Source organism: Nostoc sp. 'Peltigera membranacea cyanobiont' 232 (assembly GCF_002245985.1).
Taxonomy (GTDB): Bacteria; Cyanobacteriota; Cyanobacteriia; order Cyanobacteriales; family Nostocaceae; genus Nostoc.
The window spans coordinates 47,597-72,412 of record NZ_NOLK01000031.1 but is presented as its reverse complement, the minus strand read 5'-3'; the positions used below and the strand labels follow the sequence as shown (position 1 = coordinate 72,412).

The 24,816-nt window shown below is 40.0% G+C and carries 25 protein-coding genes, 1 tRNA gene and 2 pseudogenes; 11 read left to right on the top strand and 17 right to left on the bottom strand.

Annotation, left to right across the window (positions count from 1 at the left end):
- Window positions 1–107 precede the first annotated feature (107 nt).
- Window positions 108–419, bottom strand: a complete 312-nt coding sequence (locus CDG79_RS13445; RefSeq protein ID WP_223278129.1) for a hypothetical protein — start codon at window positions 417–419, stop codon at window positions 108–110.
- A gap of 478 nt (window positions 420–897) precedes the next feature.
- On the opposite strand from CDG79_RS13445, the gene CDG79_RS13440 reads away from it, so the two are divergent.
- The 6 genes from CDG79_RS13440 (at window position 898) to CDG79_RS13415 (ending at window position 6,464) form a co-directional block, all read left to right on the top strand.
- Entirely contained in the window at window positions 898–1,410 is a 513-nt protein-coding gene (locus CDG79_RS13440) for a TniQ family protein (protein ID WP_094342560.1), read from the top strand.
- A gap of 452 nt (window positions 1,411–1,862) precedes the next feature.
- Window positions 1,863–3,050, top strand: coding sequence for an ABC-three component system protein (locus CDG79_RS13435; RefSeq protein ID WP_094342559.1), 1,188 nt, complete (start codon window positions 1,863–1,865; stop codon window positions 3,048–3,050).
- 11 nt (window positions 3,051–3,061) lie between these two features.
- Window positions 3,062–3,559: a three component ABC system middle component gene (locus CDG79_RS13430; RefSeq protein ID WP_094342558.1), complete on the top strand. Its 498-nt coding sequence runs from the start codon at window positions 3,062–3,064 to the stop codon at window positions 3,557–3,559.
- Between the two features lie 10 nt (window positions 3,560–3,569).
- A complete protein-coding gene (locus CDG79_RS13425; protein WP_094342557.1) occupies window positions 3,570–5,525 on the top strand; it encodes a DUF3732 domain-containing protein in 1,956 nt (651 codons plus the stop codon).
- A 132-nt stretch (window positions 5,526–5,657) separates the two neighbouring features.
- Window positions 5,658–5,882 carry a hypothetical protein gene (locus CDG79_RS13420; RefSeq protein ID WP_094342556.1) on the top strand — a complete coding sequence of 75 codons (225 nt, stop codon included), beginning with the start codon at window positions 5,658–5,660 and terminating at the stop codon, window positions 5,880–5,882.
- Window positions 5,883–6,002: 120 nt separating this feature from the next.
- Window positions 6,003–6,464: a hypothetical protein gene (locus tag CDG79_RS13415; RefSeq protein WP_094342555.1), complete on the top strand. Its 462-nt coding sequence runs from the start codon at window positions 6,003–6,005 to the stop codon at window positions 6,462–6,464.
- Window positions 6,465–6,596: 132 nt separating this feature from the next.
- On the opposite strand, the gene CDG79_RS13410 is transcribed toward CDG79_RS13415, so the two are convergent.
- The 9 genes from CDG79_RS13410 to CDG79_RS41000 all read right to left on the bottom strand — a co-directional run bounded on the left by CDG79_RS13410 (window position 6,597) and on the right by CDG79_RS41000 (window position 14,414).
- Window positions 6,597–7,301, bottom strand: a complete 705-nt coding sequence (locus CDG79_RS13410; RefSeq protein WP_094342554.1) for a M48 family metallopeptidase — start codon at window positions 7,299–7,301, stop codon at window positions 6,597–6,599.
- Window position 7,302: 1 nt separating this feature from the next.
- Entirely contained in the window at window positions 7,303–10,353 is a 3,051-nt protein-coding gene (locus CDG79_RS13405) for a type I restriction endonuclease subunit R (RefSeq protein WP_094342553.1), read from the bottom strand.
- 103 nt (window positions 10,354–10,456) lie between these two features.
- Window positions 10,457–10,582 carry a hypothetical protein gene (locus CDG79_RS45290; protein WP_333782993.1) on the bottom strand — a complete coding sequence of 42 codons (126 nt, stop codon included), beginning with the start codon at window positions 10,580–10,582 and terminating at the stop codon, window positions 10,457–10,459.
- Window positions 10,583–10,622: 40 nt separating this feature from the next.
- A complete protein-coding gene (locus tag CDG79_RS43695; protein ID WP_223278128.1) occupies window positions 10,623–10,847 on the bottom strand; it encodes a type II toxin-antitoxin system VapC family toxin in 225 nt (74 codons plus the stop codon).
- Entirely contained in the window at window positions 10,844–11,080 is a 237-nt protein-coding gene (locus tag CDG79_RS13395; RefSeq protein ID WP_094342552.1) for a prevent-host-death family protein, read from the bottom strand. Before CDG79_RS13395 ends, CDG79_RS43695 begins: the two co-directional genes overlap by 4 nt.
- A gap of 118 nt (window positions 11,081–11,198) precedes the next feature.
- Complete coding sequence (locus tag CDG79_RS42340; protein WP_189524985.1) at window positions 11,199–12,476, bottom strand: restriction endonuclease subunit S; 1,278 nt, start codon at window positions 12,474–12,476, stop codon at window positions 11,199–11,201.
- Complete coding sequence (locus CDG79_RS13385) at window positions 12,470–13,744, bottom strand: N-6 DNA methylase (protein WP_223278127.1); 1,275 nt, start codon at window positions 13,742–13,744, stop codon at window positions 12,470–12,472. Before CDG79_RS13385 ends, CDG79_RS42340 begins: the two co-directional genes overlap by 7 nt.
- 212 nt (window positions 13,745–13,956) lie before the next feature.
- The gene (locus tag CDG79_RS13380; protein WP_084227262.1) at window positions 13,957–14,157 is read right to left on the bottom strand and encodes a ribbon-helix-helix domain-containing protein; all 201 of its coding nucleotides are present in this window, start codon (window positions 14,155–14,157) and stop codon (window positions 13,957–13,959) included.
- Between the two features lie 74 nt (window positions 14,158–14,231).
- Complete coding sequence (locus CDG79_RS41000; RefSeq protein WP_189524984.1) at window positions 14,232–14,414, bottom strand: hypothetical protein; 183 nt, start codon at window positions 14,412–14,414, stop codon at window positions 14,232–14,234.
- 60 nt (window positions 14,415–14,474) lie between these two features.
- On the opposite strand from CDG79_RS41000, the gene cas12k (CDG79_RS44825) reads away from it, so the two are divergent.
- Window positions 14,475–15,224 (top strand): type V CRISPR-associated protein Cas12k, encoded by a 750-nt coding sequence (gene cas12k / locus CDG79_RS44825; RefSeq protein ID WP_094342551.1) that lies wholly within the window; start codon window positions 14,475–14,477, stop codon window positions 15,222–15,224.
- Window positions 15,225–15,307: 83 nt separating this feature from the next.
- Window positions 15,308–16,513: a type V CRISPR-associated protein Cas12k gene (gene cas12k, locus CDG79_RS44820; RefSeq protein ID WP_262985798.1), complete on the top strand. Its 1,206-nt coding sequence runs from the start codon at window positions 15,308–15,310 to the stop codon at window positions 16,511–16,513.
- Between the two features lie 1,217 nt (window positions 16,514–17,730).
- Here cas12k (CDG79_RS44820) and CDG79_RS13365 read toward each other — a convergent pair.
- The 4 genes and pseudogenes from CDG79_RS13365 to CDG79_RS45460 all read right to left on the bottom strand — a co-directional run.
- A tRNA-Ala gene (locus CDG79_RS13365) sits at window positions 17,731–17,803 on the bottom strand.
- A gap of 64 nt (window positions 17,804–17,867) precedes the next feature.
- Entirely contained in the window at window positions 17,868–18,596 is a 729-nt protein-coding gene (locus CDG79_RS13360) for an HAD family hydrolase (RefSeq protein WP_094342549.1), read from the bottom strand.
- Window positions 18,593–18,856 (bottom strand): hypothetical protein, encoded by a 264-nt coding sequence (locus tag CDG79_RS13355; RefSeq protein WP_442939486.1) that lies wholly within the window; start codon window positions 18,854–18,856, stop codon window positions 18,593–18,595. The genes CDG79_RS13360 and CDG79_RS13355 overlap by 4 nt, the downstream gene beginning before the upstream one ends.
- Window positions 18,837–18,926, bottom strand: a pseudogene (locus CDG79_RS45460) (methyltransferase type 11); the annotation flags it as partial. The gene CDG79_RS13355 and the pseudogene CDG79_RS45460, both read right to left, overlap by 20 nt.
- Before the next feature lie 529 nt (window positions 18,927–19,455).
- Between CDG79_RS45460 and CDG79_RS45455 the strand changes: the two are divergent.
- The 3 genes and pseudogenes from CDG79_RS45455 to CDG79_RS43685 all read left to right on the top strand — a co-directional run.
- Window positions 19,456–20,172: pseudogene (locus tag CDG79_RS45455) on the top strand (RtcB family protein); the annotation flags it as partial.
- On the top strand, window positions 20,152–21,129 hold the full coding sequence (locus tag CDG79_RS13350) for an RtcB family protein (protein WP_334712764.1): 978 nt from the start codon (window positions 20,152–20,154) through the stop codon (window positions 21,127–21,129). The pseudogene CDG79_RS45455 and the gene CDG79_RS13350, both read left to right, overlap by 21 nt.
- 91 nt (window positions 21,130–21,220) lie before the next feature.
- Window positions 21,221–21,451: a hypothetical protein gene (locus CDG79_RS43685; protein ID WP_143855477.1), complete on the top strand. Its 231-nt coding sequence runs from the start codon at window positions 21,221–21,223 to the stop codon at window positions 21,449–21,451.
- Window positions 21,452–21,635: 184 nt separating this feature from the next.
- On the opposite strand, the gene gloA2 is transcribed toward CDG79_RS43685, so the two are convergent.
- The 3 genes from gloA2 to CDG79_RS13335 all read right to left on the bottom strand — a co-directional run bounded on the left by gloA2 (window position 21,636) and on the right by CDG79_RS13335 (window position 24,680).
- The gene (gene gloA2 / locus CDG79_RS13345; protein ID WP_094342547.1) at window positions 21,636–22,034 is read right to left on the bottom strand and encodes an SMU1112c/YaeR family gloxylase I-like metalloprotein; all 399 of its coding nucleotides are present in this window, start codon (window positions 22,032–22,034) and stop codon (window positions 21,636–21,638) included.
- 112 nt (window positions 22,035–22,146) lie between these two features.
- Window positions 22,147–23,427 carry a vWA domain-containing protein gene (locus tag CDG79_RS13340; RefSeq protein ID WP_094342546.1) on the bottom strand — a complete coding sequence of 427 codons (1,281 nt, stop codon included), beginning with the start codon at window positions 23,425–23,427 and terminating at the stop codon, window positions 22,147–22,149.
- Window positions 23,424–24,680 carry a vWA domain-containing protein gene (locus CDG79_RS13335; protein ID WP_094342545.1) on the bottom strand — a complete coding sequence of 419 codons (1,257 nt, stop codon included), beginning with the start codon at window positions 24,678–24,680 and terminating at the stop codon, window positions 23,424–23,426. Before CDG79_RS13335 ends, CDG79_RS13340 begins: the two co-directional genes overlap by 4 nt.
- Window positions 24,681–24,816: the final 136 nt, after the last annotated feature.

Sequence of the window (24,816 nt, the reverse complement as noted above, 5' to 3'; positions counted from 1 at the left end):
AGATTTTTGCTAATTCTTCGTAACCCAATCCCCAACGATAGCTAAAATCTTGGGGGGACATGAACATTTGGTTGTGCAGTTCTAGCAACTGCTGATGTTGTTGCGCTTCAGACATGATTGCTCTGAAACCTTTCCAAGAATGAGTTATCTAGGGGTTCGATATCTTCCTCGAAAGCGAAGTCACAGATGCAAATTTCACGAGAGGGACTGCGCTCATCTAAAAGAACCAAGTAATGCAAGCCAGTAGCAAGGCAGCTAGCTTGATGCGTGTAGATGACTCCGATGACGCGACCGAAGTCGCCATTGGGTACTTGAAACCAGCGCACCCATTCACCGACATGAAATCTCTGCTGGGGTAATTCGCTGGGAATGACCTCTGGTAAGGCTACTGGCGGTATTTGGCGGAGAATATCACGCATAGAGGCTTTCCCATATCTTAAAAGCTATAAGCATTCTTCAAGTTACTGCAAGCATTAAATTAGTGTTTTTCAATATTCTTACTTTAGCAGACAAACATTGCCACACATTGAAAAACATTGCTAAACCTTTTTGAGTTTTTAAAGAAGGTTGCAGCGATATGATGAGCTGGCGGTAAATATTTCTAAAGTTGATGAGCCAAAGCAATCGCGGACAAACTTCGATATAATCTTTCCCCCAAAATATATACGAGGCTTTGGTGAGATGGGCGAGACAAGATTCCTAAAATTGCTGATCGAACTCTTTCATAGTATTATTCGGTTAACCGAATAATTAGATTCGGTTAACCGAATAATACTCTTAGCATTCAGGATTTCAACCAGCTTGCTGCCAAGATAACTGACTGGATTGCTATGGCAGTTGTTAAACAGTTTTATTTCCCTTGTCTATGGCAAGCCGTTTAGGTATTGAAATGTAGTTATGGAGCCAGAAGTTGTTCAACATCCGCCTTGGTATGTAGAACCCAATGAAGGAGAGAGTATTAGTCACTATTTTGGACGATTTAGGCGACACGAAGCAGTTTGCGTCTCGTATCCTGGAACTTTAAGTAAAGCCGCAGGAATTGGCCCAGTCTTAGCAAGGTGGGAAAAATTTCGGTTTAATCCATTTCCCAGTCAAAAGGAATTAGAAGCAATTGCTAAATTAATTGGTTTAGATGTAGACCTAATTGCTCAAACGCTCCCGCCCAAGGGTGAAAAAATGAAAATGGAGCCAATACGCTTGTGTGCTGCGTGTTATGCAGAGCAACCATATCATCGATTGGAGTGGCAGTTTCAATCAACGGTGGGGTGCGAACGCCACAAGTTACGTCTACTTTCAGAATGTCCCTTTTGCAAAGAGCGTTTTGCTATTCCTGCTTTGTGGGAAAAGGGAGAATGCAAAAAATGTCATGCGCTTTTTAGAAGTATGGCAAAGCGACAGAAAGCTTATTAAGCAATACTTCCATTTGATTTTTTATTGCTTTACCCAGGCGTTTCAGAGCTTGCCATTATCTATCACTTGGATCAAAAACCCGATTTACGTCTGCTAACCAAATTTTGATGCAAGATATATCTTATAGTACAAATATTCTATATACTAAAAGTTAAACGAGTTCTGAGTGTGTTTACATAAGTTCAACTTGAGCAAAAAATATTAGTACATTATTGAATTTTGAAGATTGCTAGCATAGTTTTTTGAAATATGCGACTATGGCCAGTAAGTGACCATGAATTACAGTCAGCCATCTATCAAGCTAATATACTAACTTCTTGATGTGTCACAGTACTTTGAGTAATGACAACTAACATAGGTTAGATTTTGATTCTAATATATAAAAAAAGTTGTACGAGATAAACAAATTGGCTTTGGCTAGTAAGTTAACTTAGTCGAGGTGAGTAAACGATATGAGTACAGGGTTTTCAGCAGGTTCACAAGCGCTTGGATATATGTTCCAAGCACGCTATGCCCTGTATTTAATTTTAACTAATAAAGAAGAATTAGAGCTTGCGGTTGAGAGTTTAGACGATATCACATTTTTTGAGGAAGAAAATAATCCTACAGAATTGTTGCAGTTGAAGCATCATACGACTCAAGCTTCTTTAACAGACAGTAGCACTGACCTTTGGAAAACTCTTCGTGTCTGGAGTACCCAACTGCAAGAAAACAAAATTTCTTTACCTGATACGTTGCTAACTTTAGTAACTACGGCTGAAGCTCCTGAAACTTCTGCTGCATTTTTATTGCGTCCTATTAAAGCTAGAAACGCTAAACTTGCTCTCCAAAAACTTCTTGAGGTTGCCAATAAATCAAATAACCAAGCTCTAACTAAGTCTTTTGAAGCATTTAAAGCTTTAGATCACACACAAAAACAACTCCTAATTGACTCTATACAAATTATTGATGGTTCTCCAGATATTATTGACATAACACCGAAAATTAAAGAAAAGTTGGTTGCAGTTAGGAGAGAACATCGAGATGGTGTTTATGAACGGCTAGAAGGCTGGTGGTTTGCGAAAGTTGTAAAGCATCTTCGTGACGATTCCATTAATTTTATATCCGGTTTTGAAGTACGGGATAAAATATGCGAGATTAACGATCAATTTAAACCTGATGCCTTGCCAATTGACTTTTTTGATTTAGAAATTCCTGAGCAACCTGATATTTCACAAGACAATAGACGTTTTGTTGCTCAGTTAAACGAAATTGCTGTTCATAACAAGCGAATTGAAAAAGCCATACTAGATTACTACAAAGCATTCGAGCAACGTTCTCGCTGGGCGCGTGAAGAACTTCTGTTTGGAGGCGAAATTGAAAAATACGAGAAAAGATTAATAGATGAATGGGAGCGTTATATGCTTGCGCTCCAAGATGAGATGTCAGACTGTGATGATAATGAGCTTGATTATAAGAAATTTGGTAGAAAAGTATTTAATTGGATGGAGCAAGAGGCTGACATTCGTATTCGTCCTCAAGTTACAGAACCATACGTAATGCGTGGAAGCTACCACATACTCGCAGACCAAAAACTACCCCGCATACACTGGCATCCAAAATTTTTAGAGAGACTAACTCAATTATTAGCTACTACGTAGGAGAGAAGTTTGTGCAGTCTTGGGAGCAGCGTCCACTTGAATATGCCAATCTTCTAAATCCGGCTTTTTGTTCGATTATGCTTCACAATGCCATAAAAGGCTATGAGAACGAAAAGAAGCAGGGTATGCCATATCCTCTTCTGTTTCTCGTTTTACCACTTGTTCTTCATAGTTCAACGAGAAATGCGTTACCAAAAAAAATAACTAAGTTGCATATTTGGCTGCAAAGACACCCTGAAGCTCGTGTTGGATTTGGCGATCGTACAAGTTACTTAGTCCCGTATACAAAAGAAGCTTTAGCTTTTGGGATGCAAACTGGTATTATTAACATCTGTGACGATGGAAGATTTACTTGGGTAAATGGTAAATTAAATTCTATTTCGGCTGTATCATGGTCTAGCGATACGGAACCAGCTATTTGTTGCAAGAAAGCTGAATTTATTGGGCGTTGGCTTGCTCAAGCAGGAGAAGTATCAACAATTTATATTATGTGGGGCATTTGTCCGTAAAGCTGTTTGTATGCAAATCAAGTCCATAACTCTCTACAATTCTGCCGGGGATAGGCGAACCATAAATTTTAAACTTGGACAAGTTAATATAATTACTGGCAAGTCAAGTAGGGGGAAATCTGCTCTCCTTGAAATTGTGGACTATTGCCTTGGAGGGAAAGAATCTGGGATTCCTGATGGCGTTATACAAGATAAAGTTGCTTGGTATGCAGTTCTTTTTCAAATTAATGAAACTCAGGTTTTTATTGCGAAATCTCAGCCCTCTAAAGATAGCTCTTCACAAAATCAAGTTTATTACAATTCTGCTAATGAGATTATAATTCCTGAATTATCTCAATTAGAAGCAAACTCTAATAATGAGGCAATCAAAAGTTTTCTGTCAGACTTAATTGGAATTTCTCCCAATGAAACTATTGTTGAAGAAGGAGGCTCAAGAAGACAATTTGAAGCAACTATAAGGCAAGCAATTTTTTACCTTTTTCAAAAACAAGGTACTGTTGCAAATCAGGATATTTTGTTTCATCGTCAGCAAGAGTTATTTATTCCACAAGCAATAAAAGATACAATTCCATATTTTTTAGGGGCAATTCAAGAAGATAGACTGAAGTTGCAAAAAGAGTTGCATCAAGCTCGTCGCAAATTAGAACAAGCTCAAAGCAGTCTTAAAGAAGCAGAATTAATTACAAAACAAAGATTTATTATAGGTCGTAATCTTCTGATTGAAGCTCAACAAGTAGGTTTAATTGACTCTAATTTTATTGCTAAAGATACGGCTGATATTTTCAAAGCACTAGATTCTACTTTATCGTGGGAAGCAAATGAAATTATACTTACTGGAAATGATAAATTTCCAAATTTACAGGTTGAAAGCGAAGAGATTTGGCAAGAATTTAAACGAATAAATGAAAAAATAGTTGCTACAGAAGCATTTCTAAATCAAAAAACAGGTTTTTCCAAAGAAGCAACTCAACAACTATTGAGGCTAGAATCTATCAATTTATTTAAGACAGAGAATACTTCTGCAAATCACTGTCCTTTCTGTAATTCTGGTTTGTTAGAATCTATTCCCAGTCTGTCTGCAATTAGAGAATCTTTGATAAATTTACAAAATAATGTCAAAAACGTAGAAGCTAGTCAGCCAAGACTAATTGAGCATATTCAGCAACTTAAAGAACAGCGTGAAGAACTGAGAAGACAGAAAAAAGAAAAAGACATGGCTATTAAAGCTGCGATAGATGAGCAAGAAGCAGCTAAACAAATTCGTGACAATAATGCTCATATAGCTCATAGTGTAGGTCGTATAAGTCTATATCTTGAAACTCTGGAATTTTTAGATGAAGATGCTCAAATACACTTAGAAATTCAGCAATTAAAGACACTGGTTGCCAGTTATGAGGAAGAGTTAGATATTAGTGAAATAACAGCTAACTTAAATTCTATATTAAATCGAATAGGACAGCAAATGACTGAGTGGGCCAGACTATTACAACTTGAACATAGTGATTATCCCTACCGATTAGATATAAATAAATTAACTGTCATTGCAGACAGACCTGATCGACCAATCCCTATGCGAAGAATGGGAGGAGGAGAAAACTGGCTTGGTTGTCACTTAATTACACTTCTGGCTTTACACAAACATTTTATTGAACGCAATCGTCCAGTTCCGCACTTTTTATTTTTAGATCAACCCACCCAAATTTATTTTCCTTCAAAAGAAGCATATCTCAATTTAGAAGGAACTCCATTCGACGAAATCAGTCGTGCTAATCCTGACATGGCAGCAGTGGAAAGAATGTTTAATTTTTTATTTGATGTATGTGAAGAACTATCTCCCCATTTTCAAATCATCATTATGGAACACGCAAACCTTGGTAATAATGAAAGATTTCAAAATGCCTTATTAGAAGAACCTTGGACTGATGGAAGGGCGTTAGTACCTGAGAACTGGGTATCTAGTATTTAACATAATGAGATAAATTATTTCACATCAAAATTAAATTAAATTAATAGAAAGTTGTTATTTACTTTGTAAAACCCTAACGGGTATATAAGATAAATTCTTGCCTCAGAGACTGTTATATAAATTAGGTAAATTATGAATAAAAATTCTATTAAACATCTTCCTAGCATTTTTGAAAAAGCTGCCAGTGATACATGGAAGCGACTTAAAGCTAGCTCAGAGCTAGGGGTTTCACAAAATGAGACAACAATCACAGATATTATCCTACTAGACCTCAAAATTGCACAATGTCCATTTCTTCATATCTTAAAAACACCACAACATCTTGAGCATTTACAAGGTACTGATTGGGAGTGGTAGATTGGAGCGAATAATGTAGGTTGGCTGCGCTATGCAGTTCAAGCCAAAAAAATTGATCTATCATCTCAAAGATATGATGAGTTAGGGCATACAATTAATGGAAAATCACAACTAGAGATTTTGCAATCCTACTCTTATAAGAATAACGCTCTTGGAAGATACTGTTTTTATAACTATGTAAAATCTATTAAACCAAGCAAACACTGGCATTGTAATCTTCCTGCAGATTTAACTCAGCTTGGTTGTTCAATAGCTACTTTATCTACAGTTGTTAAAGCTAAAAATACTAGAGGATATCGTAATTTTAATTGTATTCATTCTGAAGTTTCAACTCTTCCATTCCGATGCTTGGTTGCGTGTCCAATTATTCTATCGGTTTATGCTGGAGCAAATCGGTTTCCTACCGGATTTGAAGATTATGCAGAGGCACAATTATTTGAATCTCTTCCACGCAATATTCAACAAAGTATTGAAACAGGCTATTTTCAGGAATGGGATTCAAATTTTTACAGCAATGAAATTCCTTATCGACCTGCACGTATACTTGTGGCAGAGTTACCTTATTGGTCAAATCAGCGTTAAAATCACGATTAAAAACGCTTGAAGTATTTACACGTATTCGAGCAAGCCATCTTACTGCTGTATTTTGCGCTGTAGTCTCACAATTATTTGTAAACTACATCTAATTTTGCAATGTACTTATAGCAATCAAAATTAATAACTTCCAAGAGGGGAGCGGTTCAATTCATCCTTATAAAATTTCCAATTTGGCATAAATTTATTCATGAAAGCCACAAAGCGATCGCCATGATTGCGTTCTAACAGATGTACCATTTCATGAACTACAACATACTCTAGGCAGTGCTTGTTTTTTTTGGCTAGTTCGAGGTTGAGCCAGATGCGTTTTGCTTGGATGTTACAAGTACCCCATTTGGTTTTCATCAGCTTTACACCCCAGTCCTCAACCTGGACTCCCATGTTTTTTTGCCACTTTTCGATTAATGGGGGAATTTCCTGTTTTAACTGCTGTCGATACCACGACATTATGACTTGTTGGCGTTGCGCTTCATTACTTCCTTCTTTTACATAAAGGTCGATATAAGTATTATTTCTAACTTCTACTTTGGGATTGCCCAGACAATAAATGACGTTTAATAAATAGCGTTTGCCTTGAAAATAATGGCTTTCACCAGACACAAATTCTCTTGGTGACTGGCGTTCTTGTGCTTCAAAGTTAGCTTGATGCTTTTTAATCCAGGCAAGTTTGGAGATCGCGAATAAACGCACAGCTTCGTCATCAATGTTTAAGGGTGTGGCGATACGCACTCGACCATCGGGAGGGTACACTGCCAAGTGTAGGTTTTTTATGTCTTTTCTGGCAACGTCTATGACGAGTTCACCGACAGTTATTTGGTGCATACTAATACTCGCTTTGGCTTTTGACTATTTCAAAAATGCGATCGCAATCTTCAGGGGAATCTAAATATTTCTTAATGGCATTTTTTACTTCGCGCTCTTTTATTTTGTTTCCACGCCACCCATCTTTTTTGGTTTGCCGAATTGTATCATTTATCGCTAGAGCTAACGCTTCGTCTTGATTAAGGTTATCGTATAAAGCTCTTTTAGCAGGAGAGTTCAATGATTGAGGATACTGTGATGATCTACTCGGTTGAGCAACTTGTTTACTTAACTCAACAATTTTCTGTAAGTAGGCTTTATAGTCTTGGCTGGCTGCTTTTCGTGCTTGGATTAACTCATTCAACAGTGTGGACATTTTGTCGAAATATTTCGGGTTGGTTGGCTGTTGATCTATAATGACTTTGCGTAAGTTGTTTTCGATGGTTTCCGCGACGGCTTCTTGGTTTTGCTTGATGCCTTTAGGTAATGCCTCAACTGCATTTGCACCGCGTTCGACAATCAACTGAATTAGTGTCATGTCGTCGAAGGCTGAAATTATTTCGCTTTCTTCTGCCCCAATGTAGGTATCAATCAAGTGACGCATGGCGGGTTCGTAGGCTTTCAAGTCAATATAATCACCACTGGCTAGCTTTACTTCTGCGCGTACCTGTTCGTAATGCTTAACTTCTTGTTTAATAATTTCAGTTTCTGTTGTGGTGTATCCGGCTTCTGCCATATCATTGGATAGATTAGCATAGGCTCGGACTAAAGCTGATGTGTATTTATAAAGGGCAATGCGCTGTTGTTGATTTTCTTTTATAAGGTCTGGGTTTTCAGTATCGGCACCGCAGAAATAGCGAATATAGGCATGGGTGTCTTGGGGTTGCTCTACAGGTTCGCACAAGGCTTTAATGCTTTCTCTGGAATTTTCTAGGCGTTCTCTGCCTTTGGCGATTCTGTCACTCAATAATCCATCGATGTCGTCTGGTTCGTAGTCTTCAAATGCTTCGCTGGTGTAATCGTTAATTGATTTCTCCAGGCTTTTAAATAGGTCTTTATAGTCGATAATGTAGCCATATTCTTTATCTTCACCATCCAAACGGTTGACGCGACAAATGGCTTGAAATAGTCCGTGGTCGCGCATGGTTTTGTCGATGTAGAGATAAGTGGCAGAAGGTGCATCGAATCCCGTCAGCAACTTATCGACTACAATCAGCAGCTTCATTTGGGCTGGTTGTTCGACAAATTTCTTTTTAACTTCGTCTTCAAATACTTCTGGCGCTTTTCCGTTGAGCATTTTTTGATAAATTTCGTACTGGCGTAATTTTTCCGTCAGTTCCTCTTCTCCCGTACTTTCGCCTTTGATGTCTTTTGGGGAAGGTTTGTAGGATGTGACAATGGCACATCTGTTAAAACTACCACTTTGGAATAATTCGTAATATTTACAAGCTTGGTAAATGCTACCGCAGATGAGCATAGCGTTACCATAACCGCTTTGCAAGCGGTCTTTAGTTTCAAAATCTAGCAGAATATCGCCGACAATTCTTTCCAATCGGGATTTTGAACTGAGAACTTTTTGCAGATTTCCCCAGCGTTTCTTGAGTTGGGTTTTGGCGTGTTCTGTTAAGCCTCTAGTTTTGGCTTCAAACCACTGGTCAATTTTGGTTTGTGAGGTAATGTTTTGGTCAACATTGCGAGCTTCGTAGCGTAAATCAAGGATAACTTGGTCGGCTACGGCTTTTTTAAATGTGTAGGTGTGAATGTAATCACCAAAAACGTTGATGCTGTTGTGCTTGTCTTTTTTGAGTAGAGGTGTGCCAGTAAAGCCTATGAATACAGCATTGGGTAGGATTTCTTTCATTGCGTCGTGCAGCGTGCCTGATTGGGTGCGATGGCATTCATCCACAAATACATAGATATCGCCTTTGGCGCTAAAGTCGCTGGGCAGGCTGCGCTTGAGTTCTTCGATGTAGCTGTTATAGTCTGCGTCGTCTGCCTTGTCTTTCTTGCTAAACTTGTGGATTAGGGAGCAAAGTAACCAGGTGGTGGTGCTGTTAAGTTTGTTAATCAGGTCTTTCCCGCTTGTAGTGCGGTAAATGGCTTCGTTGACTCCCTTAAAGACACTCTCAATTTGCTTGTCTAGTTCATCTCGATCAGTAATTATCAGAACACGAGCATCAGTAATGTTTTCCCGAATCCATTTAGTTAGCCAAACCATTGTCAGGCTTTTACCACTGCCTTGAGTATGCCAGATAATACCCCCCTCTCGGCGACGGAGGTAAGATTGAGCAGCATTAACCCCAAAATACTGGTTATGGCGGCAAACTTTTTTAATACCCCGGTCAAAGACGATAAAGTTGTGAATTAACTCTAGAAAGCGTTCTTTGGCGCAGAATTGCCGCAGGTGTTTATCTAAAGGGTCGGTGATGTCGCTGTTAGTATCTTCTTTCCAAGTGAGGAAGTATTTTTCTGGGGTTTCAATTGTGGCGTAGCGGAGTCCTTCGGTGTCGTTACCTGCCATGACAAACTGCATGGTGGTGAAGAAGGATTTAATAAATATGGATTTTTGGTTATCGAGGTTTTGGCGGATGCCTTCAGCGACGGAAATGGTGCTGCGTTTGAGTTCGAGTACACCGATCGCAATACCATTAACATAAAGTACGATGTCTGGGCGTTTGGTGTTTTCGCCTTTAACTGTGACTTCTTCAGCGATCGCAAAATCATTTTCTAGGGGTTCTTCCCAGTTGATCAGCCAAACGGTTTGGGTGTTCTCGCCAACTTCTTCTTTGACATTAACCCCATAGCGCAGGAGGCTATAAACTTCTTTGTTGATGTCATAAAGGTTTTTGCTTTGGTCGCCTGCGACTTTGTTGAGTTCATACAAGGCTTTGGTGATGAGGCTGTTGCTGTGGCCTTGTTTGTCGCGTAGGAAAGTGCTGAGGATTTCCGTTTCGATGTTGCTGTTGTTCGGTCGGTCTTGCCAATCACCTAGATAGCGATAGTTCAATTGTTGCTCGAATAATTGCACAATGCGTTTTTGGGTTAGGCGTTCGCGTTGTCCGACCTTGCTCATAGCAACCATCTCACTGTGATAATCACGGATTTACTCAGCTTTAAATATGACACTGTTTATCAAACTATGTCATCTCTATTTGTGTCAACCGCGAATTTTCTGTCTAGCTTAATGTTTGTAACCAGGAAGCACCCGTGAGATTGGTATCGACTGTAGCTAAGGTCAACTGGTGGTGAACTGCTGTAGCTGCAATAAAGCGATCGCCTGGGTCTTGATGTGGTAGTTGAATCTGACGGCTTAAAATAGCGATGTGGCGGTTAAGTGTAGCTTCACGAATTTCTAGGGTAGTTTAAGGCTAAATCGACCCATGCAACTGGATTAGGCTGTAAAGATAGTCGTCCTTTTTCTGCTAAAAGTAGCGTTTCCCAGATACTAATTGGACTGAGCCAAAGTTCGGTTGTTGTTGCTGCAATAGTGGTTTGAAGCCCAGGAGATAGGCGTTCGTTACCCAGCAAATACCAAAGCCAGATATGGGTATCAAGTAAGAGCTTCACTGGAGTGCTTCCCATGTGGTAGCAGGGATTACTGGAGCAATTACGTCTCCCAATATTTCACCGCTACCCTTCATTGCTCCAAATGCTGGGCGCTGGGGTTGAGGAGTGGCAGGATAGATAATGACTAAGGGTTCTCCCTCATGGGTGACGGTTAAGGGTGTTTTGGTGCGTTGTATTTCTGCAAATATTTGTTGGAGCGTTTCGGGTAATTCGCTGGTAGCAATGTGTTCCATAATATGGTTTAGCCCTTATCATTGGGAATTGGTCTTTGGTAGGTGCGGCGTTTGCTGCTAATGGGGGAGCTTTCTAATTTCTATTTTAGAGACTGGCGGTTGAAAACCTTGCCGTTGATTAATAACTGCCAATTAGTCTCGTCTTCCCGGTTAATAATTCTTGCATCATGCCCTGTTTGATAGCTTTGTATTTGTCACGCTTTTGTTCTAAGGCTGCGATTTCTGTATTCATGTCGCTGAGGATTTGGGCGATCGCTTTTTGTTCTTCTATTGTTGGCGGGAGAGTAATTTGAAGGTTTTTTAAAGCATCTTGATTAATATTTGTATTCGCGCTAACAGTGCTACTATCTATTACTCTTTTTCTAAATTCTTCTTCGTTAAAGCAATGCACTTTATACTCAAAATCCAATTCGCCAAAATCCCTAAATCTGATTAAAAAACCACTATAAACAGTATCCTCTAAATCATCATTTACCACAGACGTTAATCCTACGCCTTCAGGCTTGACTGATGAACGTATAAACAAAATATCTCCTTTCCTTAATTCATAAATTTTCCTTTCTGCACCCGAAGAATTTACTAAACCAAACGATACACCTTGAAATATTTTAGATCGCCCAAATACATCTAAAAGATTTACAAAAGGATACCCAAAGCCAAAATCTTCTTTTCCCTTATTAATTCCATTTTTAAATTCTCCAATCTCCCCCAACTTCTTCACCTCCCACTCACCGCTAAAACCGGGCAAGCGTTTTTTGCCCGTGAGGAGTTCCTGCATCGTGCCTTGCTTGGTGTTGCGCTTTTTGGTGATGATGCGATCGCACTCTGTAATCAGGGCATCGACATCACTGAGGGATTGTGCGATCACCCGTTGTTCCTCTGGCAGTGGCATTGGTACAGCCAGATTTCGGATTTGTTCAATATTAACCCGTTTGAAAGTTGAGCCAACCATCAAATTGGCAAGCTGTTCTATAACTACAGGAGATCGAATGACTTCTTGTAGATAATCACTTGAGAAATTAGGGTCTTTCTTTCTTAACAGGCATACATCTTGACCCATAGCGAAAGGAGGATGCCATACGCAAACCTGAGCAACTTCTCCCACTGTTGCATTACGGCTAAAAATCAGGTCTCCAGGCTGTGGTTTTCGCCCACCTTCTATTAGCTCTAAATAATAGAGTTCTGTTGTTTGTTTGGCGTTCTTAAGTTCTACAAAATAGCTTTGAACTTCTCTAATGCTTGCCACTGAAATGCCATTGCTAACAAATTCGGCTGTAATATGTTTGCAGTCGGTGACAACCCAAAATCGTTTAAGACTATCTACCTGCCAATCTTGCGGAATTACTCCTACTTCGGTTTGCTTGTATCCATGTGGAACTGGCTTGTTTGTCACCATACCAACCCCATTCTCTGCAAATGCCCTTCAACCTTAGCCGTCAACTCCTCAACCTTACTCGTCAACTGCGGCAAAGGCGTATCATACCGTTCTGCCAACTCCTGAATTCGCTGCGTCAACCGTTGCGAAATCCGATCCATCTCTGAAGCGATCGCCTGTCTTAACGTCTGCATCCACTTATCATCAACTACTAGGTTTTTAATTTCATCCTCTGTTAATTCCCGATATTTTTTTAACACCTGATTATGTAAAGATTGGGTAGCCTCTTTAATTGATTTATTAAGTTCCGCTTCTGACTCAATCAATTTCAAATAAGACTTTATAACTTTCAACTCATCCGCATCCGCAAAAAGAGGATTTTTCTGAATTTCCTTAATGCGAAGATTGATATTCGCTTTGGTAATTTTTCCACTGTCATTAATGACTTCCTCCAGCAAACCCTCCTCACCGCCATGTTCTTCTTGCAGTTCCTCCTGCTGGCGAACAATTTCATCCTTTTTCGCTTCCAAAGTTGCGATCGCCGCCTGTTCAGTTTGAAAATAGCGGTTAATCATCAACTCCTTGGGAATCAGTTCGCAGATATAATAATCTGTTACTACACCTTTCTTATTCGTCACCGCTTTCAGTTCTGCCTTCCACCCATCCTCTACCAAAATATAAACATCGTCCTTCATGCTTTCCACCCAATAGGTCATTAGGTGCTGGTAAACATCGTATTTATCAATCAGACTTTTGCCCGTAAACGCTTGCAGCAAGTCTTCTGAGAGCGCGTAAATAATCGCCTTGGGCTTATCTCCCGGCTGGATGGCTTTGAGCAAAGGCGTGTGTTTCCCTTGCCACGTCTCAAAAACCGCTTGAATGTCTTTCCCATAGCTGATAAATTCAGGATGGGCAAAAATACAAGCTTTGACTTCTGATCCTGGAATTTTGAGCATCAGGTATCCTGGGCGATCAGCCGCCTCAAATAATTCCTGTTGCAGCGTTGGGTAAACCTGCCAATAATCGCTCAAAGCCTCAACATCTCGCTTGGGTATCCCCCCCAACAGATGCGCCTCAATATCCTGAATATCTTCCTCTTCCTGACTGTCGATATAGCGCGGGATATTCAGATTGTACTCATGTCCCTCAATTTCCTGAACTGGCACCATCCGCGAATACTTCGCCACTTCAAGCTGCTTGTTGAAGACATCAACAATTTTATGAATGTCCTGCTCCCGCAGGCGGTTTTTATTGCCGTCTTTAACAAACCCCTTGCTGGCATCAATCATATCTTAATTGCCATTTCGTGTAGCCTTCACCCATACCTCCCCCGATCAACTTTGCCAGACGTTCTTAAGCCCGTCTGACACTTTGCCTTGAAGTTTTTACATCGTGCAAAGAACCAATAACATACCACGCACAAGGACTTTACTCATGTAGTGGCTGAGGATATATCGTATACCAGGAATTTATAAATTGTCCTATCTGCGACAGCTAGATATTATTGCGGCGGATTTTGCTTCTTTTCCCGCTCCTCAACTGCCTTACTCACAAGCCGCACAACAAGATTACTGATGGGACGGTCTTCTTCCTCAGCCCATCTCACCAAAGCTTCGTGGATATCTTTGGGGAAATATATGGAAGTTTGTACGCGATCGCTCTGACTCATCAACACTACAAAGATTTGTTGCCAGTTCATCATACTCCCGTAACCTTGGAACAAGGCTCAATAATGTTTAACAATGTGTAGCAATGTTTTATGGTAGATTGAAAACATTATTGAACAAGTGCGACAATGCCGAGGTTTTTGGATGGCGATCGGGTCAAGAGGCGATCGTTATCTGGCGAAGACGAATAAGTAGTTAGTTCTAAATTACACAAACAAAAAATTATTGATTTGATGGAGATGTTGTCACCATGAGTAGCGATCGTAAGAATAAATCCACGATTCCAGTCCATAGAACCATACGATGCCATCTAGATGCTAGTGAAGATATACTTCGCCAAGTATGGGAATAAATGACTCAAAAAAATACTCCTCTGATTCTTCAATTGTTAAAGAGTGTAAGCGAACAACCAGAATTTGAAGCTAATAAAGAAAAGGGAGAAATAACTAAGAAAGAAATCGTAGAATTACGTAAAGGTTTGAAAAAAAATCCTGAATTTGAAGAACAATCAGGTCGCCTTCGCTCATCAGCAGAGTCTTTTGTAAAAGAGGTTTATTCTTCATGGCTTACTTTATACCAGAAACGAAAAAGGCAGAAAGAGGGTAAAGAATACTTTCTCGAAAATATACTTAAAAGTGATGTTGAACTTGTAGGTGAAAGTAACTGTGATTTAGAGACAATACGTTCTAAAGCGCAAGAAGTACTTACTCAACCAGAAGAATTTATAAAACAACTTACTATTAATGATGAGGATGTAAAGCCAACTAAATCAGCTAGAAAAAGAGTTAACAAAAATATTTATAATAAAAGTACCGATGCAGAACAAAGGGAAGATTCTAGCTCTCCAAACAATGTAGATGAGAATAAATTAGAAACATTAACTAATGTTTTATATAAAATACATAAACAAACACAGGATATTCTAACGCGGTGTGCAGTAGCTTACCTGATAAAAAATCATAATAAAATTAGTGAACTAGAGGAAGATGTTCAAAAACTAAAAAAGCGTCGTAATGAAAAAAAGGTCGAGATTAAACGTCTAGAGAATCAAATCCAAGATAATCGATTACCTAGTGGTAGAGATAAGCTGTTGCGTATTTAATTTGTATATGCGATGCGGGCAAGATGCCCGCACTACAATAATTTTACGTTTTCGTACTATACAATTTAGATGCACATCAGCTTATAACAGGAGAAAGATATAGTGAAGCATTTAACAACTTAATAAATCAAGTACCTAAAGATAATAAAGAGTGGGAAGATTGGATAGCTAATTTATCGAGGAAAATATCACATTTACCATACCCTATAGATTATTTATACGGGGACTTAACTTGGTATAAAAATGATGAGGACAATATTGTTGTTTACTTCAATGGTTGGAGTGAATATCACTTCAAAATTTGTTGTAATAAACGCCAACGTCATTTTTTTGAACGCTTTCTAGAAGACCACAAAGCTTTTAAAGGAAGCGAGAAAGGTGAAGAAAAACTTTCAGGAAGTTTAATTACACTACGTTCTGCACAGTTGCTATGGCAACAAGGTGAAGGCAAGGGTGAGCCGTGGAAAGTTCATAAATTAGCTCTGCATTGTACCTATGACGCTCGTTTATGGACAGCAGAGGGTACTGAAGAAGTGAGAAAAGAAAAGACTGACAAGGCGCAAAAACGAGTAAGTAAAGCCGAAAAAAATGAAAAGTTAGACAACGCTCAACAAACACAACTGAATAAAGATAAATCTTCATTATCTCGACTTAATAATTCATTCAACCGTCCTGGTAAACTAATTTATCAAGGTCAATCTAATATAATTGTTGGTATCAGTTTTCATCCTATTGAGTTAGCGACGATTGCCATAGTTGATATAAATACTAAAAAAGTGCTTGCTTGTAATACAGTCAAACAGTTGCTAGGCAATGGTTTTCACCTGTTAAGCCGCAGACGACGGCAACAAGTACATTTAAATAAAGAGAGAAGAAAAGCTCAAAAAAAAGATTCACCATGTAATATAGGCGAATCGAAGTTAGGTGAATACATTGACAAATTACTAGCAAATAGAATAGTAGAAATCGCTAAGTCTTATCAGGCAGGTTGTATTATACTACCTAGATTAAAAGATATTAAAGAAATTCGCACCAGTGCAATTCAAGCCAAAGCTGAGACTAAAATTCCAGGTGATGTGAATGGTCAAAAATTATACGTAAAAGAATATAATCGTCAGATACACAATTGGAGTTACAACAGACTCCAAGAATCCATAAAGTCGAAAGCTGCTGAATTGAAAATTAGTATTGAATTTGGTATCCAACCCCATTCTGGTACTCTGGAAGAACAAGCGAGAGATTTAGCATTTTACGCTTATCAAAGCCGAAATCATACTTTAGGTAGATAAAATTTCTACCCGAAGAATATAATCTTATTGAAATTAAATCGGTGCCGTCATACATGCTCTTTTGAGCCTTAACTGTATGATGCTACAGTATTAACTCCTTTGTGTAGATACTGTGGAATGGGTTAGTTTAACGCTTGGAAAAGCGTAGTCTTTCTGACCCTGGTAGCTGCCAACTCTACCTGTGCGATCATCTAAGCGTTTGTTAGTGGTAATTGCTTGGGTAAGGTAATACTGCTGTTAGATGAGAAAGTACTCGCACCGAGACGCATGGGAAGTATAAGGTGTTAGGGTTCCAAACAACCCAGAACCTTAGCTCTTGACATCAAACTCTTTTAGCTTGGTGTTAGGTGCCAGAGCGGCCTGTACTACTGAAATCTTAGATTTTGGTTTTACGAGGAGGATCATTACCTCTTACTTTACAACAAAGTGAGGGTACGGGTATACCGTCACGGTGGCTACCGAACTACCACCCCCTAATTTTTACTTTTGGCAAGTCAAAGCGGGGTCAAAATCCCTGGGGTTCTGCCAAATGTCCAAAACTCCTGTCTGCACTGGGTATTACTGTTTTAGCCCTGAATAAAATTTTATTCATTGGCTGTAGAAAATAGGAATTAAAGAAGGCTTGCCAAATTTGCCTTCAAAAACCATTGTTTGCAGGGGCTTTCAGGGGTAGGGTTTCTAAAGCCCTCCCTGTAGGTGGTGGGTTGAAAGCGAAAGTTACACCCATATAACTTTAGAATGGGTTGATGTTAAGTTTCTAAAGCCCTCCCTGTAGGTGGTGGGTTGAAAATTCTGATCATTGAAGATGCCACTTTGGCTATATAATTCTTTATTAGGGTGGTTTGAAAGGAGTGCTGCGATCGCACGTAAAACGCAGCTATTTTATATTGGTGGAGCCTCTGCTTGGGTGAGAATAGCAAAACAAAAGGTAATATATTTTTGTAATTAGACTGCGAATAAAGGGTTTTAAAGCTACTCTTGTAATTCAATAGCCTTGGGCTTGCTGTAAGAAATTAAATTAGAAAACATATATTTAGCCGAGTTTTACAGGCTGATTTTGGACAATAATTCTTTAAAACTGGTTTCAACTCTGGACAATAATTCTTTAAAACTGATTTAATTGCTGAAAGCACCGAAAATAGATAACTTATGCCCCTGTACTTGGAAAAAGTGGACATTAATTCTTTAAAACTGACAATAATTATTTAATGGACAGATGGAGAATAACGGATTCGAACCGATGACCTCTGCGGTGCGATCGCAGCACTCTACCAACTGAGCTAATTCCCCTTAATTAGTGCAAGTCAAGAGTAATATTACTCATTAACTCAATACACCATCACCATATAGTATTCTAACATTCAGTTGCCGATGGTTGAGCCTCTTTTTGGGAATAAACTTTTTGCACCCGTTCGAGTTCTAAATCGCTGAGATAATCAACAGTCCAGTTACAGCAGCGCTGAAGCATGTGGAATGGGTAAGTATTGGCTACACCAACAACTTGCATTTGCGATCGCTTCGCTGCTGCAATTCCTGCTGGAGTATCTTCAATGGCCAGACACTCGTATGGTTGAAGGCTTAATTCAGGATATTCTTGATTCAGACGTTTTACCGCCAGTAAATAACCATCAGGTTCTGGTTTACTGGTGTTGATATCATCACCAGCGACGATAATTTTAAAATGTTGGGCTAGTTTGGCGCGATGGAGTACCAATTCTATTTCTTTACGAATCGCGCCACTAACTAATCCTAATTTCAGATTCCGCGATCGCACCTGATATATTAAGTCTTCTACACCCGAATATAAAGGCAGTTTCTCTATTTTCTCTAGTTCCACCACATAGGCTTCTGCTTTGCGGTACAACAACTGAGTCAAATAGTTTTCGTTAGCGACTCTACCACGATTAGCGAGTAATTGCTGAAAACAAGCGCGATCGCTGCGTCCAAGAGAAGCTTGACGCTCGCTCACCTTTTGGGGTTGGAGATTTTCTTCAACGAGAATCTCATCTATCAGTTGCAGGTGGATTGGCTCATCGTTAATGATGACACCATTGAAATCAAAGAGAACTGCCTTTAAACTCATGCCATTATGCCAAATGCTGGAGATCCAAGTCCCTCCAAATCATTATTATCTATTGATGTGGGAGTATAACGACGGATATTTTCAGTTGCGATCGGTTTAACGCCGCCAGTTACCTGATTTATCCACCATACATCGTGCGTAGGCGTAGCCCGTCGTAGACATCGCACTGCTTCAAATCCGGCTGCACCCATATTCGCCTCTATACTACCAGCAGCATACTCACGAATATATGGCTCTTCAAGCGTAACGCCGTAACCCATCTTCATCAGTCAAAAGACGCACTACAGGGGATAAAAAACGTTCCCAGATTGTATCTTGACGCACTGCCATATTGTGTCAGAACTTTAAGGGGTTATTTAAGCAGAGTAATTTTCTTTACAAATTTTAATATATTTGGCAAGCATCTGCTTTCTCTCTGTGGTATTGGCTTGACGTTTGTAATCTATTTTGTTACATTTGTAGTATAAATGTGTTACTCCCTAAAAGTAGTTCTTCAGCTTCACGAAAACTGAGCGAATCAAATGAAAGACAATACAACATTTAAATTGCTACAACTAACTAGTAGTATGTCAAGTTTAAATTCCTCGGTAAGCAAGTTCGTAGTTAGCACTAAAATCCTTACTACCAAGCTTGAAAAAGTACTATAGGACTAGTATTTGATTTTTGAAATCTTACGTAGGGTGCGTTAGCGTAGCGTAACGCACCATCCCAAGCTGATGGTGCGTTACGACGTTCCGTCTAACACACTCTACAAATACTTATATTTTTTCAAAAATAAAATATGATTCCTATAGATAAATTATTAGTGCCATAAGCCCAATCCAAAATCTAAAATTTAAAATCCAAAATACAAAAAAATATGCCCTACGAAAAGTTAGAAATTACCACGCCAGCACCCGTTTTATCTTGGGCAAATCACTCTTTGGGCCCAGAAGAAACCAAGATGGCAAAAAATGTAGCATCGCTACCATTTGTGTTTAGACATGTGGCATTAATGCCAGATGTTCACTTAGGAAAAGGTGCTTTAGTTGGTTCTGTCATTGCGACGAAAGAGGCAATTATTCCTGCTGCTGTCGGAGTGGATATTGGTTGCTTTGTAGGAGATACCTTGATTCCTTTGGTGGATGGTAAATCCTATCGGATTAAAGACCTAATAAATTGGGGTAAAGAGTTTATTGTTTATGCTTGTACGCCAACAGGAAAAATCGTTGCGGCTCAAGCGACTGCTAAATTGACCAGACAAAAAGCTCCACTCGTGAAAGTAATTCTGGATAACGGCGAAGAAATTATTTGTACTCCCGATCACCAATTTATGCTTCGGGATGGAAGCTATAAAGAAGCTCAGTTGCTTCAAGCAGAGACTTCCTTAATGCCTTTTTATTCCAAAACTGACAAAGATGGCTACAGCCTGATTGTTCAGCCATACTCCAGTAGAGGACTCCACAACCACCGCAGAAAAGAACATCAATGCAATAACAAAGTTGTAGCAGTAAATCCCCTAAATTACACAGGAGATGTTTACTGTCTAACAGTACCGAAGTATCATAATTTCGCACTGAAAGCTGGGGTATTTGTTCATAACTGCGGGATGAGCGCTATCAAAACATCATTTACCGCCGAACAATTAGAAGGTAAACTGAAGAAAATCCGCCTGGATATTGAAGCTGCAATTCCTACTGGGTTCAACGAAAACAAAGACGTTGAAAAATCTGTTATCAACTGGCAACACTGGGATGATTTTAAAGACTTGCATCGTGGCGTGCAAGACCTACAAAGTAAAGCAATGAAACAGATGGGTTCTCTCGGTGGAGGAAACCATTTTATTGAAGTGTGCCTCGATACAGAGAATCAAGTTTGGCTGATGCTGCATTCTGGTTCGCGTAACATCGGTAATAAACTCGCCCAGTGTCATATTCACACAGCTAGAGAATTAGCAAAAATGGCAGGTAATAAATTGCCTGACCCTGATTTGGCTCACTTTGTCGCTGGTACGCCAGAATTCCAAGCATACTGGCATGATTTGCAATGGTCGCAAGACTATGCGCGTGTTAACCGCGATGTGATGATGGCGCGTTTTAAGCACATAGTCGAGAAGCATTTAGCAGGTGGGAAGGCAACTAAACCTTTATTGCAGGTTAATTGTCATCACAATTACGCCGAGAAAGAAGTGCATTTTGGCGAGGATGTATACGTTACTCGCAAGGGTGCAGTCCGCGCCCAGACTGAAGATTATGGAATTATTCCTGGTTCGATGGGAGCAAAGTCTTTCATCGTTAAGGGTAAAGGTAATGCTCACAGCTTCTGTTCTTGTTCCCACGGTGCAGGGCGTTTAATGTCTAGAAATAAGGCAAAAAATGTCTACACACTTGATGATCTAATCGAGCAAACAAATGGTGTAGAATGCCGCAAAGATGAGGGCGTGTTAGATGAAATTCCCGGCGCTTATAAACCTATAGAACAAGTGATGGAAAATCAAGCTGATTTGGTTGAAGTTGTAGCAACACTTAAGCAAGTTCTTTGTGTTAAGGGCTAAATTTCTGTAGAGTGGGCACTGCCCACTTTTTGACTTTTTAAATATATAGGAATCATATTTGATTTTTGAACAAAATTAGGTATTGTCGGGTATGTTATATCAAGTCCGCTTAATCACTTACGATATGTCATTGCGAGTGAAACGGAGTGGAACGAAGCAATCGCTGCGGACTCTGCGATTACTTCACTTCGCTATCGCTGCGTTCGTAATGACAAGTGTTTATCCAGACATGATATTAGGCGTAAGCCGTACCCGCATTTCTCACAAGCTTCAGGCGTTTGATAGAGCAGAGGGGCAGAGGGGATTGAACTTGGCACATTGAACTCTCCCCTGCTCCCCTGCTCCCCTGCACAAGCACGGGCTTTGAGAGGTGTGGTGAGAAATCCGGGCGTAACGTAGACTCCAAAGCTTTTGGTGCGTTACGCTGACGCTAACACACCCTACTGGCGTGGCAAGCTTAAAGATGCTGTACTTCACTAACCTTAAATCTGCTGTATTATCATAATTTACCAGTCCAACAAAAACTCATAAATCTCTAATGGCAAATTATCAGGGTCTTTAAAGAAAGTGAATTTCTTACCTGTAATTTCATCAATTCTGATATTTTCTGTTTCTACGCCTTGCGAGTTTAAGTAAAAAACAGTTTCCTCGATATCATCAACTTTAAAAGCAAGATGTCTTAAACCACAAGCTTCTGGCTTACTAGGCCGTTCTGGAGGATTTGGGAAAGAAAATAGCTCTATTTGAGCATTTTCTCCAACTTGTAAATCTAATTTATAAGAATGTCTCTCGGCGCGAAAAGTCTCTTGAATAATAGAAAGACCTAAAACTTCTACATAAAACTTTTTGGAGCGATTGTAGTCAGAACAAATAATGGCTACATGATGAATGCCAGTGGTTTTCATTTGTACTTCTCAAGCTAGTGATAATTTATCTTCAGCAGTTTTACTAGAGTTTTGCTAGTTTTTGCAAGACAAGAACAGTGGAGGGAATAACAATGCGATCGCTGAATTTTTACTATGACTGTAAAACAGTTTTTGATACAATCCTAGTTTTCTTGAGGTCTGCTTCGGAAAGTTGTTCTCCAGCTTGCAGACGGGTGGCGGAAGTTTGTAACACTGTCGCTGCACCTTTATCTCCGATTTGTAAAGCGGTTTTGGCGGCTGTTTGCAACATTGTGGCTGCACCGGTGCGATCGCCTTGTTGTAATTTCACCTCGGCTAACTGGGTTTGGCGATACTTTGCTAATGCTAAAATAGACTGCTGTACGTGGGGATTAGATGCTGGTTTATACGTCTGTAATACATCTGCATACACTGGCACAAGGGGCGAAAGTAAGCGTTCTTGGTTAACCATCGGGTCATCATAACGGATTTGCAGATGCCCGATCGCTTGTTTACCCTCTGGCAATTGTCCCAGATAAATATTAGCCAAAACTACCCGTTCTACATCCTGCATCAAATCTCCCAAACGCACAGCAAAGCTACCATCCGCTTCTCGTTCCACTGGTAACTCGATTGTGTCTGGGGCAACTTGGGCAATGGGTTTCAATTCTGCTAGTCGGACATTGGGAACTAAAGATAACAGCAAATAGGCATTAGTTAGCCCAATGGACTGAATTCGCCCAAATAGTCGGCTAAATTGCTCCATAGCTTGTTCGGGATGTTCAATATGAGCTAAAGTCCCACCACCGACATCAGCAATTTTTTCTAGCAAATCCTGATTCCAGCTATTGCCAAATCCGAAAGTGTTGATCGTTAGGTTGAGTTTGGCAGCTTTTTGCGCCAGTTTGAGACAACGCTTGTTGTCATCTCGCCCAATATCCCACTTCCAAATCCGCAAACCACTTTCACCATGCCCATCTGTCAGCAGAAACGCTTGGGAAACAGCGCCTCTTGTACCCTTCATCAATTCTGTAATTCCCAGTTCCAAACCCTCAGCGATCGCAGTGCCGCCACTAGCAGTCAGTTTGCTTTTAATTTGAGATTTGATGCTTTCGGGATCTTCGATCGCTTGGTTAGGGATAATGACTTCCGCAGAACCGGAAAAAGCCACAACTGAGATGCGATCGCCAACTTTTAACCGATCTATTAATCCTTCCACTGCCTGAATCACCGTTTTAATCGGTTGTCCATGCATAGAACCACTTCTATCTAGAATCAAGCAGAGGTTAAGGGTCAGATTTTGGTCAGACTCGCCAGCGATTGCAAAAATCGTCATTGCTAGTTGACGTTGGCTATTTGTTTGAGCCAGATCAACATTATTGTCATTTAACGCCGAGAGCAATTTAACTTTCATTGAGGAGGGGTATCTTGCAAAACTGTTTTGGAGACAATTCTGGTTTTCTTGCGATCGCTTTCCGATAAATCTCCACCAGATTGTAGCTGGGTGGCAGAAGTTTGCAACACCGTCGCTGCCCCAGTATCTCCCATTTGCAGCGCAGTTTTAGCAGCCGTTTGTAGCATTGTCGCTGCACCAGAGCGATCGCCCTGTTGCAATTTCGTTTCGGCTAGCTGGGTTTGGCGATACTTAGCTAATGCCAAAATAGATTGTTGCACCTGGGGATTCGGATCTGCTTGGTAGTTTTTCACAACATGGGCATAAACGGGGATATTTGGTGTCACTAAACCTACCTTATTGGCGGCTGGATCGTCGTAGCGGACTTGCACATTAGCGATCGCTTGTTCACCTGCTGGCAATTGTCCCAAATAAATATTAGCTAAAATTACCCGTTCTGCATCTTTCATTAAATCTCCCAACCGCACAGCGAAGCTTCCATCAGCTTCTTGTTGGAGTGGTAATTCAATTGTGTCTGGGGAAACTTGGGCAACAGGTTTGAGTTCGGCTAATCTGACATTGGGCATTAGGGAGAATAACAGATAAGCATTAGTCAATCCCACTGTTTGAATGCGACTGAACAGGCGATTAAACTCATCTACTGCCTCTTCAGGTTTTTGAATGTAAGATAAAGTACCCAAACCAGCATCAGCAATTTTTTCTAAAACATCTTGGTTCCAGTTGTCACCAAATCCCAGAGTGTTCAAAGTCAAATTATAGCTAGCAGCTAATTGAGCGAATTTCAAACAGCGATTGTTATCACCATGTTCATTTTCACCGTCAGTTAATAAGAAGGCTTGGGAAACAGTATCTTTTTTTCCCTTTGCCAACTCCTCAATCCCCAAGCGCAATCCTTCATCAATAGCAGTTCCACCATCGGCAGCTAGGCGGTTAATTTGATTTTTTATTTTCTCTGGATTTTCGACACTTTGACTAGGTACTAAAACTTTGGCACGATGATCGAAAACTACAACACTGAGGCGATCGCTAGGATTAAGTCTATCCACCAGACGATTTGCTGCTTTTTTGACCGTTTCTAGCGATCGCCCATTCATGGAACCACTATGATCCAGAATCAAGCATAGATTAAGTGGCACATGGCGGTCTTGAGTCTCTGCGATCGCTGAAATCGAAATTCCCAACTGACGTTGACTATTCAGTTGATTCGCGTCCAAATTACCATCATTCAAGGCAGGCTGCAAACTAACCTTCATAACTCAAAGTCCCTATTCAGGATATACATATTAATAAATAACTTCAAAGTATCACTTTAGCTCTACGGAAAACTTATCCAATATAATAATCAGAATATCTTACAAGCCAAGCATTGGCAGATGGAAAGCTACCTCA

What these genes read in the sequence shown, in the direction of transcription:
- CDG79_RS13445 (WP_223278129.1), bottom strand. Translation starts at nt 419, where the DNA reads ATGCGTGATATTCTCCGCCAAATACCGCCAGTAGCCTTACCAGAGGTC.
- CDG79_RS13440 (WP_094342560.1), top strand. Translation starts at nt 898, where the DNA reads ATGGAGCCAGAAGTTGTTCAACATCCGCCTTGGTATGTAGAACCCAAT.
- CDG79_RS13435 (WP_094342559.1), top strand. Translation starts at nt 1,863, where the DNA reads ATGAGTACAGGGTTTTCAGCAGGTTCACAAGCGCTTGGATATATGTTC.
- CDG79_RS13425 (WP_094342557.1), top strand. Translation starts at nt 3,570, where the DNA reads ATGCAAATCAAGTCCATAACTCTCTACAATTCTGCCGGGGATAGGCGA.
- CDG79_RS13420 (WP_094342556.1), top strand. Translation starts at nt 5,658, where the DNA reads ATGAATAAAAATTCTATTAAACATCTTCCTAGCATTTTTGAAAAAGCT.
- CDG79_RS13410 (WP_094342554.1), bottom strand. Translation starts at nt 7,301, where the DNA reads ATGCACCAAATAACTGTCGGTGAACTCGTCATAGACGTTGCCAGAAAA.
- CDG79_RS13405 (WP_094342553.1), bottom strand. Translation starts at nt 10,353, where the DNA reads ATGAGCAAGGTCGGACAACGCGAACGCCTAACCCAAAAACGCATTGTG.
- CDG79_RS13395 (WP_094342552.1), bottom strand. Translation starts at nt 11,080, where the DNA reads ATGGAACACATTGCTACCAGCGAATTACCCGAAACGCTCCAACAAATA.
- CDG79_RS42340 (WP_189524985.1), bottom strand. Translation starts at nt 12,476, where the DNA reads ATGGTGACAAACAAGCCAGTTCCACATGGATACAAGCAAACCGAAGTA.
- CDG79_RS13385 (WP_223278127.1), bottom strand. Translation starts at nt 13,744, where the DNA reads ATGATTGATGCCAGCAAGGGGTTTGTTAAAGACGGCAATAAAAACCGC.
- CDG79_RS13380 (WP_084227262.1), bottom strand. Translation starts at nt 14,157, where the DNA reads ATGATGAACTGGCAACAAATCTTTGTAGTGTTGATGAGTCAGAGCGAT.
- CDG79_RS41000 (WP_189524984.1), bottom strand. Translation starts at nt 14,414, where the DNA reads ATGGACTGGAATCGTGGATTTATTCTTACGATCGCTACTCATGGTGAC.
- cas12k (WP_094342551.1), top strand. Translation starts at nt 14,475, where the DNA reads ATGACTCAAAAAAATACTCCTCTGATTCTTCAATTGTTAAAGAGTGTA.
- CDG79_RS13360 (WP_094342549.1), bottom strand. Translation starts at nt 18,596, where the DNA reads ATGAGTTTAAAGGCAGTTCTCTTTGATTTCAATGGTGTCATCATTAAC.
- CDG79_RS13355 (WP_442939486.1), bottom strand. Translation starts at nt 18,856, where the DNA reads ATGGGTTACGGCGTTACGCTTGAAGAGCCATATATTCGTGAGTATGCT.
- CDG79_RS43685 (WP_143855477.1), top strand. Translation starts at nt 21,221, where the DNA reads ATGTTATATCAAGTCCGCTTAATCACTTACGATATGTCATTGCGAGTG.
- gloA2 (WP_094342547.1), bottom strand. Translation starts at nt 22,034, where the DNA reads ATGAAAACCACTGGCATTCATCATGTAGCCATTATTTGTTCTGACTAC.
- CDG79_RS13340 (WP_094342546.1), bottom strand. Translation starts at nt 23,427, where the DNA reads ATGAAAGTTAAATTGCTCTCGGCGTTAAATGACAATAATGTTGATCTG.
- CDG79_RS13335 (WP_094342545.1), bottom strand. Translation starts at nt 24,680, where the DNA reads ATGAAGGTTAGTTTGCAGCCTGCCTTGAATGATGGTAATTTGGACGCG.